Below are 15,780 nucleotides of genomic sequence, written 5' to 3'. Positions count from 1 at the left end.
TGCGCGACCTTTGAAATGGGGCGGGGGGTACGTTCGCGTCATCTAGCACCGTGTCTAGCCTTGGCTTTGGCGTGCCAAAGTACGCCGGTTGCCGTTGTCAGGCATCGAGCTGCCCAGCGAGTGCGGGCCGCTGCTGCCAGCTGTAAGATCGGGCTTTTTGCCTCGCCGACCGGCCAACCCGGTGGGACCGTTCCGAAGGCTTCGCGTGCCGCGTCTACATCCGAGCTTATGCCGGTCACCCTTGAAGTTGTGGGAGGCCAAGGCGCAGAGTCTGATCGAAGTTCCCAGCCGGACTTTTCGGCGGGAACGTTAGTCCGCCAGCATGGCAATGAGCGAGAACGAGCCGGCAAGCGCGAACGTGCCTGCCACCAGGGCCATGATCAGGAGCATTGGAGAAGCCTCAGACGCCCGATAGCGCCGCTTTCCATGAACGCACACGGCTACGCTCGGTTGCGCGGCCGAATGCTGAGCTTCGGCCGCTCGGCCCCGCCCCGATCTGCTCACGGGGCGGGGGAGCGTCCGATCTCACCGGCAGTCGGGCCAATACGCAACGCGGCCCTCGAGCATGGTGCCGGAATTCGGTTAGGCGGCCGTCACCTAGGCCGGCGCAGCCTTGTGCCGGAACAGGCCACGCACGAGCCGGAAAGGCAGCCGCATGAGCCTGTAGAGGGCGTGGGCGGCCATGACGACAAGGACGGCCAGCAGGGCCAAGAGGGTGTTGCGCATGCGGTGCACTCCCGCGGAGTGAACAGGGCGGTCCGCCACCGCTAAGCCTTCAGTAGGCGCGCCGAACGCGGCGCGATTGTGAGGCCGTTCTGGGCGCACCTTGGCAGCCGATGGCGCAGGCTGTTTCTTGTGGACAACCGCAAAAACCTGCCTTGCAGTTGAACACATTTGGCCGTTCATCTCAGGCGCATCTGGTGGAGCCTATGGCCGTCGGTTGACGACGCCCGCCATCAGCACACACCAGACAGCGTAACCGCCTGAACAGGCGGTTTTTTGTGCCCGCAGGGTCGTGCGCCAGCCGCGCACGCGCCCCGCCTTTCCCTGCCTTTACCCAGCACTGCCCGCCCCCGCCTGCCGTCCTCGGCCGGCGGGCACTCGCGCGTGCGCAATCCAGAGAGCGCAATGAATACGACACCAACCGGCACCGCGCCGGAACCCGCCCTGCTGCTCGGCCTCGAGGCGATCGCCCACTTCCTCGGCGTCTCGCCTCGCCAACTTCGACAGCTCGCTACCAACGGCGACGTGCCTTTGTTCAAGCTGAAGCGCTCGGGCCTTCTGGCCGCCCGACCTGCGAGCCTTCGAGCTTGGTTGGAGCAGGAGGAAGCCTTGGCCCTCCAAACACAAGATGGGGAGGCGCGAGCATGAGCAACAATGTTATCGACTTCTGCACTTACCTCCGCTCTCAACAAAATCGCCCGATCAAGCCAGTTTGGGTTCCGGACGCCTACTACAAGATGGTGGACGGACGAGGCATTTCGCACTGGACAGGGCACGAAGTATTATGTCGTCTAGTCAGAAATCCTGAGTACAGAGGCCCCTTGCGGTCCTCCTACGTACTTGCCAGCGACCAGCAAAATCCGTTCGAGTACGTTGAGATTAGGGGCGAAGACGGCCGCCCCATTTGTCGGCCGGCAACACCGCCGTCATGTGATGTTGATGATTTTGACTGGGACACGTTCGAGCGCGAGGCTTGCCGCTCATGACGGATCTATCCGACCTGCCTCTGTTCAGCGGTATCCCCGCCGTTGAACCCACGCCATCGAGGAAGCGCCGCCCTAAGCGGCGCAACCTCTTTGGCGAGCTCGTTTCAGCCTACGTCGAGCCGCCGGCACCTTTGGCTGGCAGCGGCGGTGTGCTGCTGCCCTTTCCGCCGTCACGAGACACACGGCTCATCGCAGAGCTTGCCAGAGCTTTTGTGACCCTACGCGAACGCCATGGCCGCCGGTGCCGGGTAATGCTGCTCGACAAACGGTTCCGGCCAATCGCTACCAAGCTGCGCCGCATGGGCGTCCCGGGTGTCGACGTCGAGGATGAACTCGCTCGCCTCGAGAAGGCAGTCGCTCGCGTCGTTTGGATCCACGACGGCCGTCCAGCCTGCGGGACTGGCGGGGGGAATGCCGCATGAGCCTCCATCACATGCTCAGGGCTTCCACGGCTCTGGAAAGCACGCCGGAGCTCGAGCCGACGACGCTGGAACCCGTATCGGGGGAGGGTGTGCCGGCACCACAAAAATTGGGCCGAGCTGCTACCCAGGCCAAATGGGAATGGCTCGACAGCGTACTTGCTGACGTGGCAGCCCACGAGCTGAGCTCGGCGACCTTCTGTGTCGCCTTCGTCATAGCCCAGCACGTCAACACAAGATCGGGAGACGCGTGGCCCAGTCAGAAGCGGATGATGCGGATGACGGGCTTAAGTGAGACGACATTGCGCGTTCATCTCAAGGCGTTGATCGACCGCGGGCACATCGAGCAGCTGAAACGCGGCGTCCGGAACGGGAACAAATACCGGCTGCGCAGAGCGACCGAGGGGGCGGATCAGGGCTGATCCAAACCCTCGGATTTCAGCGGGTTTAACTGGCCCCGTTCGCGGCCTTTGAAGGCCGCCCAAACCCTCGAAAATCCGAGGGTCTAAACCCTCAGGTTTTCGAGGGTTTCATATGAACCCTGTACGTGAACACATGAGAGGGCTCGTCCCGACACGGCGGGTCGGCAGGGCGGCCAGCGCCCCAGGCGCGTTCAGGCCGGCATGTCGAGCCCGCCCCGGCCGCATGAAGCACGGGTAGAGCCAACGCCTGTCCCCGGTGTCTGACTTCCAAACTACCCGGGCCGTGCATCTCGTTCTGGCATAGCGGCGAGGGCTATGCCCCTCGACCGCGCTTTTGCCGAGAAGGGCGAGGATACGGAACGCGTCAGAGCTACGGCGTGACACTGGAACCCCTAAGCTCACACTTCGCGCCCGCGCACGAGCACATGCGAGGCCGGGCCTGCGCACTCGCTCAAGCTGCCGGGGGCAGACGCGAGCGCGCAGCCCCTCGCCGGCGTGCCGTTGGAAGCTTAAGGGACGTGCCCGCAGTTTTGCGGCCAGTTCGCCCCATAGTTGCTCAGCCAGGAATGACGTCAGGGACGTTCGGCCGGGCATCCTGGAAGGCCACACCAACGGTATCCTCACGCCGCCAAACGACACGTACGGGCGAAGCCGCCGGTTCGAGACCGAGCACGAGATCGAAGTGGCGGGGTACGCTCGTTCCAGGCGGGAACGCCAGGCAGGCCCCGATAGGCGAGAAGTTTAACGCCATACAGTCAACACCGTGCTCGGCCCCGGCGAAGGCGGCACGACCTGCAATCGTTGTATCGGCGCGAAGCTTGAACCTGCGCTCATGCATCGGATTACTCACTACATGTGCGAACTACGTGAGGAATAATACACGAGCGTTCTGAACGGTTCGACCGAAAGCCAGGGCATGTCTGTTAATGATGAACATGGCTCCCGGTCTATAAATCGGCGAGCGCCATCCATCGGCCACGTTGTTCCTGAGATGACGCACGAGGCTAGACCTCAAGCCGAAGCTCGCCGGCAACGGCGCAGGCCAGCGAGTAGGAGCTCGTGAGAGCCGTGGCGCCAAGCTTCAAAGCACAGTTCGGCCAAAATCCTCGTCGTCCGAGCCCTGATCCATGATCCTCGACGCCCTTGACCTTGAAATCTCAGCCATTCTCGGACAGGTGTTGGTTCAAGAGATCGTGTTGTACTCATCGACCATGTGGGACGCAGCCGCGGTGCGTTCCTTCGCCGGCCTTCAGCAATGGGGCAGGCCACGGTTGGCGGCGGGAGCCGGGCGACATGAGCCTTGAGGCCCCGTTCGGCACCCGCCGACGGGGCCTTCTGGTTTCGGCCTGCCGTCACATCCGCTGCAGCTCGAGCCTTCGACCAGGCTGGCCCAATATTGGAACCCATGTGGCCCGCTACAGCCGGCCGCCCGCGCGCCCGCAGAACGGCGCGGGGCTGAGAGCGCGAGGCCTGAGGCGCCTGCTCGAGCGCTGCCCTCGAGAGGGGGAGTACCGCCGACCATTCCACGCCCTTCCCCGCAACGGCACAGGCCATGGCGCACACGGCGGCCGCCTCGAGCTCACGCTCACACCTCGAGCCACGGCTCAGGCAGCACACGCGCCGGCTCAGCTCGAGCCGCACAGCTGAGCCCGCAGCTCGGGCAAGGGCTGAGGCGCGCAGGCCTGGACAGCCGCAGCCTCGCAGGGCTCGCAGAAATTGGTCACAGGCAGGCGCTCGCCCGCCGACTTCCCCCGGCTCACGCGGCAGGCCTTGCGTCTGCCTGCGACCCGCGCAGGGGTGCCGCACGGCATGCCTGGCCAAGTGGAGGGGCTCCCCTCCCCCCCCTTCAAAGGAACGTACCATTCGCGCCAGGGACGGGCTCCCGCGCCAGCCTCTATATTGCGCGTTTCTCACCAGACCTAAAACGTGCTTTCATTTCAGTCCAAAAGCACGAAATCCAGCGCTAACACCCTGATGTAATTGAGCTTGCTGTGATATTCTCGGCCGGTCATTCGATGCGCAGGCCGAAACCATTGTTAGTGCCTACCGTTTTGCTTGAGAGGCTGCCGTGCCAGACTTTTCTACATCCCTAAGTCAACGCCAGAGGACTAGTTCCCTGCGTCCCCTGGTCGAGGTCGTTGCCGCCGAAGCCGAGGTCGACCGGAAGCATCACCGGACCCGGAAGCGCAGCCGCGGCGATTGTTCGAGGGGGTTCTTTGACGACCCCGACAGGTTTGCCCTCGCAGCGATGGTCGCGGCGCAGTTCGCCGGCGAGGCGTCGCCCATGCAGTTCGGCGGCCATCGCTCGGACTGGTCATCGGCTCGGCATGCTGCGGCGCTGTTCGCGCCTGGCCGCGGGCAGCGCGTGACGTATAGCCACCGTCGCGTGGAGGGCGCGCTCATGGCCAGAGCGATCTTCAAGGCGCCGGACCGTCACGAGACGGCTGCCCGTCGGCTGACACGGAAACAGCGGACACTCGAGGGACTGCCGGCGACGTGGGTCGCTCTATCGGGGGCCCTGCTCGCGCATCTGAACAGCTCGGCGAGGAGTGGGGCTCGAGCCTATGCGAGGGCCCTCCTCGGCCGCCTTGGTTGGCGCGACGTCCCGCCTTCTACGTGGACGAGGCTCGGTCAGTTGCTAGCGCCTAAGGAAATCAACGACTTGGCGGAACTTTTGGTCAGTGACCGGCCGTGAAGCATCGCCGATGATCGTGCCAGTTCGCAAACGACCGCAGGCGACCGGCTCGAGGCATGAAAACCACCCCTGTCCCCGTCCTCAATACGCTCGATGACACTCGGGCTCGGCTTGGCCTCGGCAGGACGAAGGTCCGTGAGCTCGTCAACTCGCACGACCTTGAAGCTGTGAAGGTAGGGCGGCGGACGCTCGTGACGGAGGCCAGCATCGAACGCCTAGTCGGCCGCCTGCCTCGCATCCGCTGATCGCCCCTCAGGACCCATCCGTCATGGACATGAAGACCTCTCTGCGTACGACCCTCAACGCCCTCTCTAGGGCCGGCATGCCGCCGGGCGCCGCACTGCCCGCTGCCACGCCCGCTCTCAGCACCGGACAGCCGGCCGGCAACGCCCCTCAGGGGGCGATGCCGAGCCAAGCAGGTGCGGGGAACATGGCCGATATCGTTGACGCGCTGAACGCCGCGCACGGCCTTCGACCCGGCGCCAATCCGGGAGGCCCGTTCGACGCAGCGACCCGGCCGGCTCGGGCCTATGGCGTCGCGGCGCCCGAGGATCTCGCGGCAATGGTGAACGCGGAGCATGGGCTTCACGCCGGCGCGAACGTGCCACCAGAGTTTGCCGCCCGTTTCGCTGCCACCGCTGAGGGAACTGAGTGATGCTCGGCCGCAAGAAGGCACAGGCGGCCGTCGCTCCCGCCCACGAGATCCAGACGCCCGCGGTGTTGCCGCCGGCAGTCGAGCAGGCCGCCCGGGTTGAGCTCGAGCTTGCTAACGCGCGTGAAGACCTCGCGTCGGCCGAGGCAGAGGCGGATGCCGCCCGAGCCGCGTATGACGCGGCCGCCGATGCAGCGAGGCTCTCCGAAGCGGTCGCCGCCCGGGCCCGGGTCGGTGAGGCAGAGACGCTGGTCGACATCGGGCGCCGGCTGGTCGCCCGCCTCGCGGTCGAGCTCGAGGAACTGCTCGAGGGAGCGGCGGACGCCGCTGCAGCGGCCGAGCGAGCGAAGCTGCGCGAGGAGGGTGCGAGAGCCTCGGCCGAATACCAAGCCGCCTTCCGCGAGCGCATGCCGGAGCTCACGGCCGGACTTCGCGACCTCGTCCGGCTTCATGCCCTCGCCGAGCTCGCTCGCGAGGCTGCGGCCGACAAAGGTGTCAGCTTGCCCCGCGCCGACGCTTTCCGCGACATCGAGGGCACGCCGCGCGTCGAATTGAGCCGCCGAGAGCTCGATTTGTGGATCAATCCGACTGGCAGCATTCCCTATGGCGACGTCGACCAGCGGAAGGTGAGGATCCGGGGCGACGGCGTGGGTACTCTGCAGGGCCGCAACCACTTGCACGAAACCACGCACCGGCGCCGCTACGAGGAGGTCACGTTTCGGCCTCGGACCATGGGCGAGGTGGCGCCGCCCTTGTTCGAGCACTTGGTGATGCCGTGCTTCACCGCAGGCGCCCCGGCTGGCTGGTCGCCTTTGAAACAGGGCACCCGGCCCCGCGACGTACTGAACGCGCTCGAAGCGCTCGAAGCCAGGGCAGATAGCCCACGGCCAGAGCCCGAGGTTCGCACCGAGCGTCGGCCGCTCGAGCGTGCCCGCGACGTGCGGACGAGCTCTGAGAAGGGGCCGACAGCAGTGACGGAACTGCTGCGGACGCTCGGCTGACCGTTCACTTATCGAGATTACTGGCATCCTGTGGCGGGATGCCAGTATAGCAGGGCGGTACTTGAGGATTTCGTCGGCAATCCAACAACGGGAAGTAGACCTCTGTGCCCTGCACGCTCCCGAGCGGACATAACAGTCAAGGTCTACGTGCCGACACTTCAATTCCGATCCGATCCACGTGTCAGCGCACGTGGATCGGTAAGCCGCCGCCGGGCCGGGATCCCCCGGCGGCGGCAACTTCCCGGCAAATAGGGGCGTGCAGGCCGTGAGCAATCTGACCTCGACCCTGACCCTGCAGCTCAAGGATGACGGGCTGCAGGCCAAGGCGAAGGCCGATGCCGAGGCGCTCAAGAAGCTCGGCGCGAGCGGGGCGGACCTCAAAAAGCTCGGCGAGGCCGGCGCGGCTGCCCTGAAGCAGCTCGACGCGCTGGCCGGCAAGGGCGCGCGGATCGACGCCTTCAAGGCAGGATCCCGGGCGCTGAAGGAACAGGGCGCGGCCCTGCGCCAGGCGCGCGTGACCGTCACGAAGGAAGCTTCGGCCCTCGCCCGGGCGCAGGCAGCCGGCGACGCCAAGGCGATCAAGGCCGCCGAGAAGGCACAGGCGGCTGCCATGCGCCGCCAGACGGCCGCGCAGGAGGCGTTCCTCGACCGGGGCCGCGCCGTGCGCGCCGCCCGGAACGAGCTGCTGACCGCCGGCGTCGGCCGCGCCGGCCGGGGCCTCGCGCTGGGCGCCGCCGAGAAGCAACTCGCCAGCGAGACCGAGGCGGCGAACGCGCAGCTGCGCGAACAGATCGCCCTGCTCGGCCGCGTCTCTGGCGCCGAGCACAAGGCTGCCACGGCGGCAAAGACACACGCCCTGGCCGAGCGCATGGCCACGGCCGACAGCCGCCGCCAGGCCGTCGCCTCGGCCGAGCGCAGGCTCAGGGACGGCATGGGCCGTTCCGGGGGCGCGGGCGCCGCGGCGGCCGCGGGCGCCGAGGCTGGCATGCTGTCGCACGGCAGCCGCCGGCGGCGCGGGCACGGCGACGACCCCGAGGCCGAAGCCGAGCGCCGTCAGCACTACATTCGCCACCATGGCATCGTGGGCACGGCGGCAGCCGGCGCGGCCGGCTACGCCTCGGCGCATGGCGTCGTGGGCGGCATCGAGCATGCCGTGCACGCGGGGGCGAACTACCAGCACGAGATTGTCGCGCTGCAGAACGCCGGCCGCACGCCGCACGAGCTCGAGGAAATTCACGCGGCCAGCAAGGCGACCACGGCAGCGGTTCCGACCGCTTCATTCGAGGAGAACCTCAAAGTCATCAACGAGACGACCGGCGCGTTCGGCTCGCTCGAGCACGCCATGGAGCACCTGACCTTCATGCAGAAGGCGGCTTCCGTCGTGCACGCGGCGGCCGGCGACAAGGTACAGGACGACGCCGGCGAGATGGGCAACAAGATGGCCCGTTTTGCCGAGGAGCGCGGCACGGCCGGGAACGGCGAGACCTTCGAACGTGAGACCGGAAAGCTCGTTCGGGCCATGGTCTTCACGCGCGGAAACTTCAATCCGACCGAGATGCTCAACTTTGCTCAGCAAGCGAAGTCGAGCCTGCAGGGCTACAATGAGCGGTTCTTGACCGGCATCATGCCGTCCATCGTCGGAACGATGGGCGGCGACAGGGCCGGCACGGCGGCCAACTCGTTCACCGGCGTCATCGACGGCAAGGTCAACCGAAGCCAATTCGGCAGCAGCGGCTCTGCGGGAGGTCATCAGCTTGTCGGGGCAAGCGAACGGCGCCATCGGGCGCGTGAACGCGGCCGGCGGAATGCTCCGAGGCCGGCCAAGCGGTGACCGCTTCCATGACGGCTACACGCCGGGATTTGGGGCAGAGTGATGGGCAACGCCGTGGAATGTGACAGGCTCGAAGACCTAGAGCGCCTCGCCTTGGTCCAGAACGACGCATTGCGCGTGCTCATCGAGCACATGCGGGCCCTGACCGTCGTGAACGGAGCTCTCATTGCGCAGCTCGGCGGCCAAGTTGACCGCGACGTGATCCGAGAGGCGGCCCTTGGCGCCCTAAACGCTCAGGGGAACGTTCTGGGCAGCCTCGCCGGGACCCTGTTCGAGGCCCTCACTCGGGATCCGGTGGAACAGCACGACGTGGTGGCCTCGACGCTCGCCGACAGCCTCGCGAGGCTGCAGTGATGCTGGCAACTCGCCGGCGTGTTGTAGGCCGGGCCGGGCTCGAGCCGGACCGGGCCGAGCATCCGCACCAGATCCGTGTCACGCTCCCGCCCGTGGATCCGAACGCGCCGCCTGTGAAGCGGCCGCCGAGCTCTCGCAGTATAGCCAGGCTGCGGGCGAAGGCCGAAGCGGCCGCCCGGGACGCCGCTGCCGCTCGAGCACTCCGAGCTCAGGTTCAACCCGGGCTGAAGCCACCGGCGGGCAAGCTTTTCGCTGCTGACGTCGACGCTCTCGTGATCCTCGGCCCTGCAGGCGGGCTAGGCACGTCGGAGCTGATCGCACGCACGCTCATGCCGCTCGCCGCGGCCGGGCGGCATCCTGCAGCAGCGCTCGTAAGCGCGGGCGCCTGGCAGGACGAGGCCGCCTTGCGCGAGGCCCTCGCCGGCATCGGTGGGAAGCTCGCCGCCATCGGCCTGCGGATTGACCGGCGGAAAGCAGGGCTTCGCATGGCGAAGGCGAAGCGCGCCTGAGCCCGGCACAGCACCCCGCGCTCATCCTTCCGCCCGCACGTAGGCCGTCGGTAAGGACGTGTTGTTCTGCAAGGTGAAGCTGAACCACGGCAACACGATGCCGCGCGCAACCCCGGAAACTTGATCTAAAGCAGAGAAAACGGCAGCAGTAGCTATGCATTGCCTGTGTGGAAGCTGTTAGCGAACGAACTTCGGCGGGGCGGCTTCATCCCGCCGCATCTCATCGTTACGCATCATGGCCACGAGACCTTGTTCAATAAGTTGGTAATAGGCCCTCGATTTCCGACCGCCTTTTGCAACTTCTAAAGCGTAGCGCTTTGCTGTGTCGCTTGCTCTTGGCCACAACAGTTTTATTGTGTTGTAGCTGGACTGTTCAGCACGAAGACAATAGGCCCGCCCGCGCGGATCGCTGTCAGTAGCGCAGACTGCATCGACATCGTAGTCTGGGATCTCTAGCTCAGCTCCAGGCACTGTCGTTTGACCCGCCGCTGTAGGAGCTGACGGACGTGACATTTCGCGCTGTCGGGCCTCTACAGCGGCCCGGTACTCGGGCGTCGCATAGTAGCCCGGATCGGTCCAGGCGATGGCTGGGGCCGGGACCGCCAGAAGGAGAGGGACAAGAATAGTGCGCATCACGGGTTCGTTCCTGTTCCTGCCTTGCCGCACTTCATGCCGAATCGGAGCGAGGCGCAACGTCGAAATCGCCCGCTGCCCCTCGGCAGCTTTCGTCGGTTCTGCTGGCCGCCAGGCTGCAGAATGAGGCTCATCTCCTCGAAAGCCTGAGGCCGGCGCTCGCCGTTCATACGAGCGCGCGGCGGCCTCAGGCGTCTACAGAGCGCGCCGCAGCCGGGCTTGCGCGATTCTGGGCTGTCAGGCGCCTGTTTCCGGGGTGGGGACGGCTTGAGGATGGTTCTCTGAAATTTCTGGTAGCCGTGGCGTTCGCAGTTGTGCCTGCACTCCCCCTAAAGCCTGTATGGCGCGCCCGAGGCAGACGCAGGCGCAGCCACGCGGCCCACTCGTGGCTCGCTACCGTGACCTTGTTCGTGTCGTTTCTTGAGCGGCTGAGGCGCCGTTCCTCGACGTCGACCAGGCCAAGCGTGCGTGCCTGGCGCAGGGCTCGCTTCGCCACGGTGAGGCAGACGCCGGCGAGCGCCGCGATGTGGCCGAGGGCGAGCGTGCAGGCGCCGCGCTTGGCGACCTCGAGGGCGATGACGGCCAGCACGGCCTGCTCACCCCCCGTGAAGGCTGCCGCGAGCGCCGGGGGCAGGTAGCCGGCTGCGGCCCAACGCCGGCGTCGGGTGAGGCTCTCAGGCGTACGAGGGCGCGACCCGGTACGATGATGCGCGCGGCCAGGCGGCGTCCTCTCCCCTTCGAGGGGAGAGGCGACCGCCGGAACGACCTGCGCCGCGACGGCTGCGAGGGGCTGTACCTTGGTAGGAGCCGCCCGAGCAGCCCCGCGTCGCGCGTTCAGTAGCCCGTCGAGCTGCTCAGCCTCGGCATCTGTGAGGCCGCCAGCCCCGTAGGCCTCCCAAACTGCTGAGACGACTTCGTCCAGCCGGTCGGGAGCAGCGGCCTCCACGGCGCGCCGCATGTGGTCGAACACCATCGTTCACGGTCCCTATAAGGGCCGCGTTCCAGGGTCCGGGCAAGCCGCTACCGTCGCCGGAATTTGCCATTCCAGCTTGACTCGCACAGGCGAGCTATGGCCTCTGGAAGGCGGTGGACCGTTCCTCTTGAGGCTCAGGTTCTAGACGGCCTCATCCCTGGCAGGGGGTGGGGCCGTTGGCTTGTCAAGGGCTCAGTTCCGCGGCGGCAATTCCTCATTTTCCGGGCACAGCCGCTAGGCATATTTGCAGACCAAGGTCGCCGCAACTCCCACCAAGCGGATATTTCGGAGTTTTCGCGGAGAGAAATACTCCGATGGCGGATCGTTCGATGATCTGACCTGTCGGAGTTTGCGCCATCTTGGAGCTTAGTTGGCCGTCAGCATCTTGCTGAACGTAGTTTACTGCTGTCGGCGTGAGACCGCGGCGCCCTGCGCTCGACCGCTGGGCTGTCGCTGAACAGGAGTAGATCGGAAAGGACGCTTATGCGGCGTGCCATCCCGCTTCTGCTCGATCAGTATTCCGAACAGCCCGCAGAAGTAGGTTTTCACCCTCATGGGCTGGTCTGTTTCGCATCGACGCATACCATGCATCGATCATAGCAACGCGATAGATAAGATCGTGCCTTGAGCGATGTCGCATGCTGCCCCTAACGTTCTCGATAAACCATCGAGCGGCATAGTTTGGGGCCGTAACAACTATCTCAGACCCGCTAGCGATTGTGCCGACGTCATAGAAACGGGCACACCTCAGGGCCTTGAGGACTTCATCCCTGTGTGATTGCCTGACACCGATGCAGCGCATCAGATCGTCAAATGAATGCCATGGGAGATGGGGCTCGACGTATGGAGCCCGGAAGAACCTCAGCGGCTTATTGTTGAGCGTGCTGATGTAAATCGGAGAGTTGAGGCTATTCATGCCGCCCTCCGATGATCGTTTGAACGCGTTCGCGCCGACGCGAACGCGGCTGCGACCGAACTGGCGGATCAAGTGCGTCCGCTGCAACCAAAAGAGCCGCCGCAGCCTCACGCGCCGCTTCGGGCAAAAGGAGGCAGGTGGGCCCACTCCCGAGCGAAGAAGCTGTCGCCATTATGCCTACGACCTCGACGCCGTTGTCGAAGGTCACACAGGCAATACGAAGCTCATCCGAGTCTTCTCCACGGACATGTGCACCGTTCCGTAGGTTCAGAACACGTTCCCGTCCGCCTCGCCTAGCTCGACGGCGCGGCGCCCTTGATGCAAACGCATCGTTGCTTGTAGGGAATCTCGCTTCGTCTTCATCCTCGTACAGCCGGTGGATGTCGGCTTCGGACTGCCGCAATGTGTCGGCCATGATCCTGGCGAGGGTCACGGCATGCTGAAATGCCTGCAAATCGCCAAGCGGCGGCAGCAGCGCGCCCGGCACGACGGCCAGGTCGGAAGCGATCACGCCAAGGTCCTCAGGGGCATCCGGGCGCAGGGCGGCTACGGCGATGTCGCGGGCGAGAAGGCCAATAGCCTTTAGCTGGTCGGTCAGCATAGTCTCCTCCCTCACGGCATCATCGCGGAGGTAGAGCTGCGAGCCTGAGCCTCGATCCATGCATCGAGGTCGGTATCTCGATAAAAGACCTTGCCGCCGATTTTATAGTAACGCGGGCCTTTACCCTTCACTCGCCACGCGCGCAGCGTGGAAGGCTTAGATCCAAGCTGATCCGCAGCATCCGTCTCGCATCGGAAACCGCGCTGTTCGAGTGCTGTAGGCTTATCCATCTTTGCCGCCTCGGCTCCAAGTGACCGTTCACGGCTCGCCAACTTAATCAGATTTTCGCGCCGAGCTACGCAAATAAATCGCCGGGTGCTCGGGCATTTCTGGCTCAGAGCCGCAAAGCGCGTCGAATTCCGCATTGAGCCGCACAGCGGCTCGCGCTTCCTCGCGCTGCTCGCTTAGCGCCTGCCCCAAAGCCCTCGCGAGCGCGCGTCGCTCGTGTCCAGGGCTTATTCGGGCCTTCTGGGCGCATTGTGAAAGCTTGAGCATCAGGTCGGTCAGGGCAGCTGACGTCCGGCCCCTGCCGTCCTCAATCGTCCATTTTTCCCGCCTGGCGAGGCGCAAGATGGCTATGGCCCAAACGAGTAGCGTTGTGTCGGGCGGGCGTCCTCGGCGGGCATCGTTGAAAGCGCGATAGCCTTTGTCCAAATCGAAATCGGCACCCTCTGCGCATTCGAGGACCTCACGGGCGAACCTCAGGCGCGCCTTGACATCGTTGGCGATGACTTCAGGGCGGCGCTCAGACCTAAGTAGCTCTTCCTTTAGACGAGCTCGTGCCAAATCTCGCAGAGATTGGTTCAATGCGTGGGCTTGTTTCGAAACCATTCGAAGAGCTGCGATGATCTCGGCATCGTTGTTGTTGCTGCCGAGATACCTGCTGATATCGGCCTCAAGCAGTCCCCTAACTTCATCTGTCGCTTCCCCGCCGACCCGGGCGATTGTTTCGCTGATGGTCGCCCACTGCGCGTCTGTGAAGGCAAAAACCATTCTCAGCCGCCCTGCCGTAGCGTGATGATATTCGATGCTTCGAGTTTCTTTCGCGCCTCCTGCAGTGCCGCCGCTCGCTTCCTCGAGCTCTCCTCAGCCGCACGCTTCACCGCCTCCATCTGCAGTTGGGCGTATCGCATGGCCGTCGCGACCGACTTGTGCCCGCAGATCCGCATCTGATCGGGGAGGGAGATTGTTGGGTCGGAATAGATCTTCGTGCAGAACCAATGGCGCACTAGGTGAGTGGTCGCGTTCTCCTTCGCGACCACGCCGGCCGCCGCCATCGTCTTCTCGAAGGCGCCCTCGAGCGTCTCGACCCGCATCGCCTTCAAGTTCCTCGACGGGCACACAGCCGATACGCCGGCGATCCGAGGCGCGGCCTCCAAGATGCCGCGCGCCTCCTCGGTGAGAGGCTTGGTGAGCGAGCCAGTCTTTGTATCGGGCCATGAAATGACCCCTTCATCGAAGTCGATGAATGACCACTCAAGGCCGGAGATCTCGCCGACACGGCAACCTGTGGCGAACAGGAGGCGGATGCCGAGAGCTTGGAACTCTGTGATGGCGGCAGAGGCCTGCAGCGCCTCTACGGCGTTCAGCAGCTTCGCCACTTCGATATCGGAGAACAGGCGCTCGCGTCGGCGAGAGGCGAACTTGCGCACCCGACAAGGATTCGAGCCGGGTTCACGGAGGCCCCACTGTTCAGCGAGGCTCATCGCCGACGACAGCACCCGCACAATCGCGTTCGCGTGTGTGCGGGTTGCCCGGCGCTGATGGTGGAGCTCGGCTACACGAGCTGGCGTGAGCGCCTTCACGGCTATGTCGCCGAGCTCAGGCTTGAGGACCTTCTCGATAATCTGCCTATAGCCTGAGGCTGTCCGCGCCTTGAGGCGCGTGTCGACATGTTCGGCTACGAACCGGTCGAGGAGGTCACGAACCTTCGGGGCGTTCCGCTCCTCAGTCTGAGCTTTCTTGGCCGCAGCGAGCTCGGCCGCCGGGTCGGCGCCTAGCGTTGCCCCGGCGAGGATCCTTACGGCCTCCTGGCGCGCTTGATCCGGGGAAAGCTTGTCGGCTGCGCCAATCGTCTGACGCCGATAGGGCGCGCTGCGGCCGCGCCCGGCTCGGTAGGCCACGATGTACGTCTTGGCGCCCGTCGGGCGCACACGGACCCCGAAGCCCGTCAGGTCACGATCCCAGGCCGTATACTCGGCCGGGCGGGGCTCGAGCCCGTCGACCATCCGTTTGGTGATTCGCTGTTCGGCCATGCCACTCGCCCGGCCCGGGCTCACAATGCGATCCACGGGGCAGGGCGGGGTAGCACCGAGCCTGTTCCGGGGAAGCACCGGGGAAGCACGCGGGGTAAATAACGAGCGACATTCATCGACGCCCATCGACAGAGTAGGGCGCTAAGCGCCTACAAGGCAATCGTTTTATCGATTGGCGTGCGCATGGGCCAACGCCGTTAACGCGGCTGTTCGCAAGCTTTTAATCTGTAGGTCTTGGGTTCGAACCCCAACGCGCTCACCAAACAGATCGCTGAGATCGCCGCAGAGCCCGCTTTGGCTGTCGGTCGCCGGCTGTTCCCGCTTGCCAATTCTGACGCCTTGATTGGCAAACTCGGTCCGTGACGGACCCGAGGCGTGCGGCCGCGGCGGTTGCGCTGGGCCTCCTCCTGTCCGCTCCCCAGCTCGTGCATCGCGGCCCGTGGGCTGCCGCTCACATCGACGCCAAGGGCTTCCGGCCCGTTCCGGTCACGGACTGATCCAGGTCCCGTCTCGCCGTGCCCCTTTTATGTTCAGGGGCGGTGTCGCGAACCGGATCGGGCGCAAGCTCTCGCCGGGACCATTACTGCAAGATCGGGTTGGGCCTCCGCCGCCTCTTCGGTTCTACGGTTAATCGATCTGATGATTTGCGGTCATCATCGATTTGCGCCGCATAGGTCCCATTGAATGAATTGAACAGCGAGTGGATCTATATGATAATTGGCATTCGATAGACATTACATGAGCCTCAGGAGCAAAATTGGTCCATAAAAATGTCTTGTGCAGGGGCAGTTTTTGAGTATACTAGAGTTG

The 15,780-nt window shown here is 64.9% G+C and carries 18 protein-coding genes; 10 read left to right on the top strand and 8 right to left on the bottom strand.

Annotation, left to right across the window (positions count from 1 at the left end):
* Positions 1-597: 597 nt before the first annotated feature.
* Positions 598-726, bottom strand: coding sequence for a hypothetical protein (locus AC3IF1_RS26980; protein ID WP_489220087.1), 129 nt, complete (start codon positions 724-726; stop codon positions 598-600).
* 402 nt (positions 727-1,128) lie between these two features.
* Here AC3IF1_RS26980 and AC3IF1_RS26975 point away from each other — a divergent pair, with 402 nt between their 5' ends.
* The 3 genes from AC3IF1_RS26975 to AC3IF1_RS26965 all read left to right on the top strand — a co-directional run bounded on the left by AC3IF1_RS26975 (position 1,129) and on the right by AC3IF1_RS26965 (position 2,550).
* Positions 1,129-1,371 carry a hypothetical protein gene (locus AC3IF1_RS26975; protein ID WP_489220086.1) on the top strand — a complete coding sequence of 81 codons (243 nt, stop codon included), beginning with the start codon at positions 1,129-1,131 and terminating at the stop codon, positions 1,369-1,371.
* A gap of 334 nt (positions 1,372-1,705) precedes the next feature.
* Positions 1,706-2,131 carry a DUF6074 family protein gene (locus AC3IF1_RS26970; protein ID WP_489220085.1) on the top strand — a complete coding sequence of 142 codons (426 nt, stop codon included), beginning with the start codon at positions 1,706-1,708 and terminating at the stop codon, positions 2,129-2,131.
* Entirely contained in the window at positions 2,128-2,550 is a 423-nt protein-coding gene (locus tag AC3IF1_RS26965) for a helix-turn-helix domain-containing protein (protein ID WP_489220084.1), read from the top strand. Before AC3IF1_RS26970 ends, AC3IF1_RS26965 begins: the two co-directional genes overlap by 4 nt.
* A gap of 556 nt (positions 2,551-3,106) precedes the next feature.
* On the opposite strand, the gene AC3IF1_RS26960 is transcribed toward AC3IF1_RS26965, so the two are convergent.
* Entirely contained in the window at positions 3,107-3,388 is a 282-nt protein-coding gene (locus tag AC3IF1_RS26960; RefSeq protein ID WP_489220083.1) for a PilZ domain-containing protein, read from the bottom strand.
* A gap of 289 nt (positions 3,389-3,677) precedes the next feature.
* Here AC3IF1_RS26960 and AC3IF1_RS26955 point away from each other — a divergent pair, with 289 nt between their 5' ends.
* Positions 3,678-3,854 carry a hypothetical protein gene (locus tag AC3IF1_RS26955; RefSeq protein WP_489220082.1) on the top strand — a complete coding sequence of 59 codons (177 nt, stop codon included), beginning with the start codon at positions 3,678-3,680 and terminating at the stop codon, positions 3,852-3,854.
* Between the two features lie 785 nt (positions 3,855-4,639).
* On the opposite strand, the gene AC3IF1_RS26950 is transcribed toward AC3IF1_RS26955, so the two are convergent.
* A complete protein-coding gene (locus AC3IF1_RS26950; protein ID WP_489220081.1) occupies positions 4,640-4,852 on the bottom strand; it encodes a hypothetical protein in 213 nt (70 codons plus the stop codon).
* A gap of 449 nt (positions 4,853-5,301) precedes the next feature.
* Between AC3IF1_RS26950 and AC3IF1_RS26945 the strand changes: the two genes are divergently transcribed.
* The 6 genes from AC3IF1_RS26945 to AC3IF1_RS26920 all read left to right on the top strand — a co-directional run bounded on the left by AC3IF1_RS26945 (position 5,302) and on the right by AC3IF1_RS26920 (position 9,592).
* The gene (locus tag AC3IF1_RS26945) at positions 5,302-5,490 is read left to right on the top strand and encodes a helix-turn-helix domain-containing protein (RefSeq protein ID WP_331293347.1); all 189 of its coding nucleotides are present in this window, start codon (positions 5,302-5,304) and stop codon (positions 5,488-5,490) included.
* Between the two features lie 23 nt (positions 5,491-5,513).
* The gene (locus tag AC3IF1_RS26940; RefSeq protein WP_489220080.1) at positions 5,514-5,900 is read left to right on the top strand and encodes a hypothetical protein; all 387 of its coding nucleotides are present in this window, start codon (positions 5,514-5,516) and stop codon (positions 5,898-5,900) included.
* Positions 5,900-6,898 (top strand): hypothetical protein, encoded by a 999-nt coding sequence (locus AC3IF1_RS26935; protein WP_489220079.1) that lies wholly within the window; start codon positions 5,900-5,902, stop codon positions 6,896-6,898. Before AC3IF1_RS26940 ends, AC3IF1_RS26935 begins: the two co-directional genes overlap by 1 nt.
* Before the next feature lie 265 nt (positions 6,899-7,163).
* The gene (locus AC3IF1_RS26930; protein WP_489220078.1) at positions 7,164-8,729 is read left to right on the top strand and encodes a hypothetical protein; all 1,566 of its coding nucleotides are present in this window, start codon (positions 7,164-7,166) and stop codon (positions 8,727-8,729) included.
* A 42-nt stretch (positions 8,730-8,771) separates the two neighbouring features.
* Positions 8,772-9,083, top strand: coding sequence for a hypothetical protein (locus AC3IF1_RS26925; protein ID WP_489220077.1), 312 nt, complete (start codon positions 8,772-8,774; stop codon positions 9,081-9,083).
* Positions 9,083-9,592, top strand: a complete 510-nt coding sequence (locus AC3IF1_RS26920; RefSeq protein WP_489220076.1) for a hypothetical protein — start codon at positions 9,083-9,085, stop codon at positions 9,590-9,592. Before AC3IF1_RS26925 ends, AC3IF1_RS26920 begins: the two co-directional genes overlap by 1 nt.
* A gap of 820 nt (positions 9,593-10,412) precedes the next feature.
* Here the strand turns inward: AC3IF1_RS26920 and AC3IF1_RS26915 are convergent.
* From AC3IF1_RS26915 to AC3IF1_RS26895, 5 genes are all read right to left on the bottom strand, one after another.
* Positions 10,413-11,198, bottom strand: a complete 786-nt coding sequence (locus AC3IF1_RS26915; RefSeq protein WP_489220075.1) for a hypothetical protein — start codon at positions 11,196-11,198, stop codon at positions 10,413-10,415.
* 908 nt (positions 11,199-12,106) lie between these two features.
* Positions 12,107-12,715 (bottom strand): hypothetical protein, encoded by a 609-nt coding sequence (locus AC3IF1_RS26910; RefSeq protein WP_489220074.1) that lies wholly within the window; start codon positions 12,713-12,715, stop codon positions 12,107-12,109.
* Between the two features lie 11 nt (positions 12,716-12,726).
* Positions 12,727-12,945, bottom strand: a complete 219-nt coding sequence (locus AC3IF1_RS26905; RefSeq protein ID WP_489220073.1) for a helix-turn-helix transcriptional regulator — start codon at positions 12,943-12,945, stop codon at positions 12,727-12,729.
* 43 nt (positions 12,946-12,988) lie between these two features.
* Positions 12,989-13,708 (bottom strand): hypothetical protein, encoded by a 720-nt coding sequence (locus AC3IF1_RS26900; RefSeq protein ID WP_489220072.1) that lies wholly within the window; start codon positions 13,706-13,708, stop codon positions 12,989-12,991.
* A gap of 2 nt (positions 13,709-13,710) precedes the next feature.
* On the bottom strand, positions 13,711-14,970 hold the full coding sequence (locus tag AC3IF1_RS26895) for a site-specific integrase (RefSeq protein WP_489220071.1): 1,260 nt from the start codon (positions 14,968-14,970) through the stop codon (positions 13,711-13,713).
* Positions 14,971-15,780 lie beyond the last annotated feature (810 nt).

This window comes from Methylobacterium sp. E-012, assembly GCF_057836545.1.
Note: the sequence above shows the minus strand (reverse complement) of the source record. Positions and strands in the feature narration are given on the sequence as shown.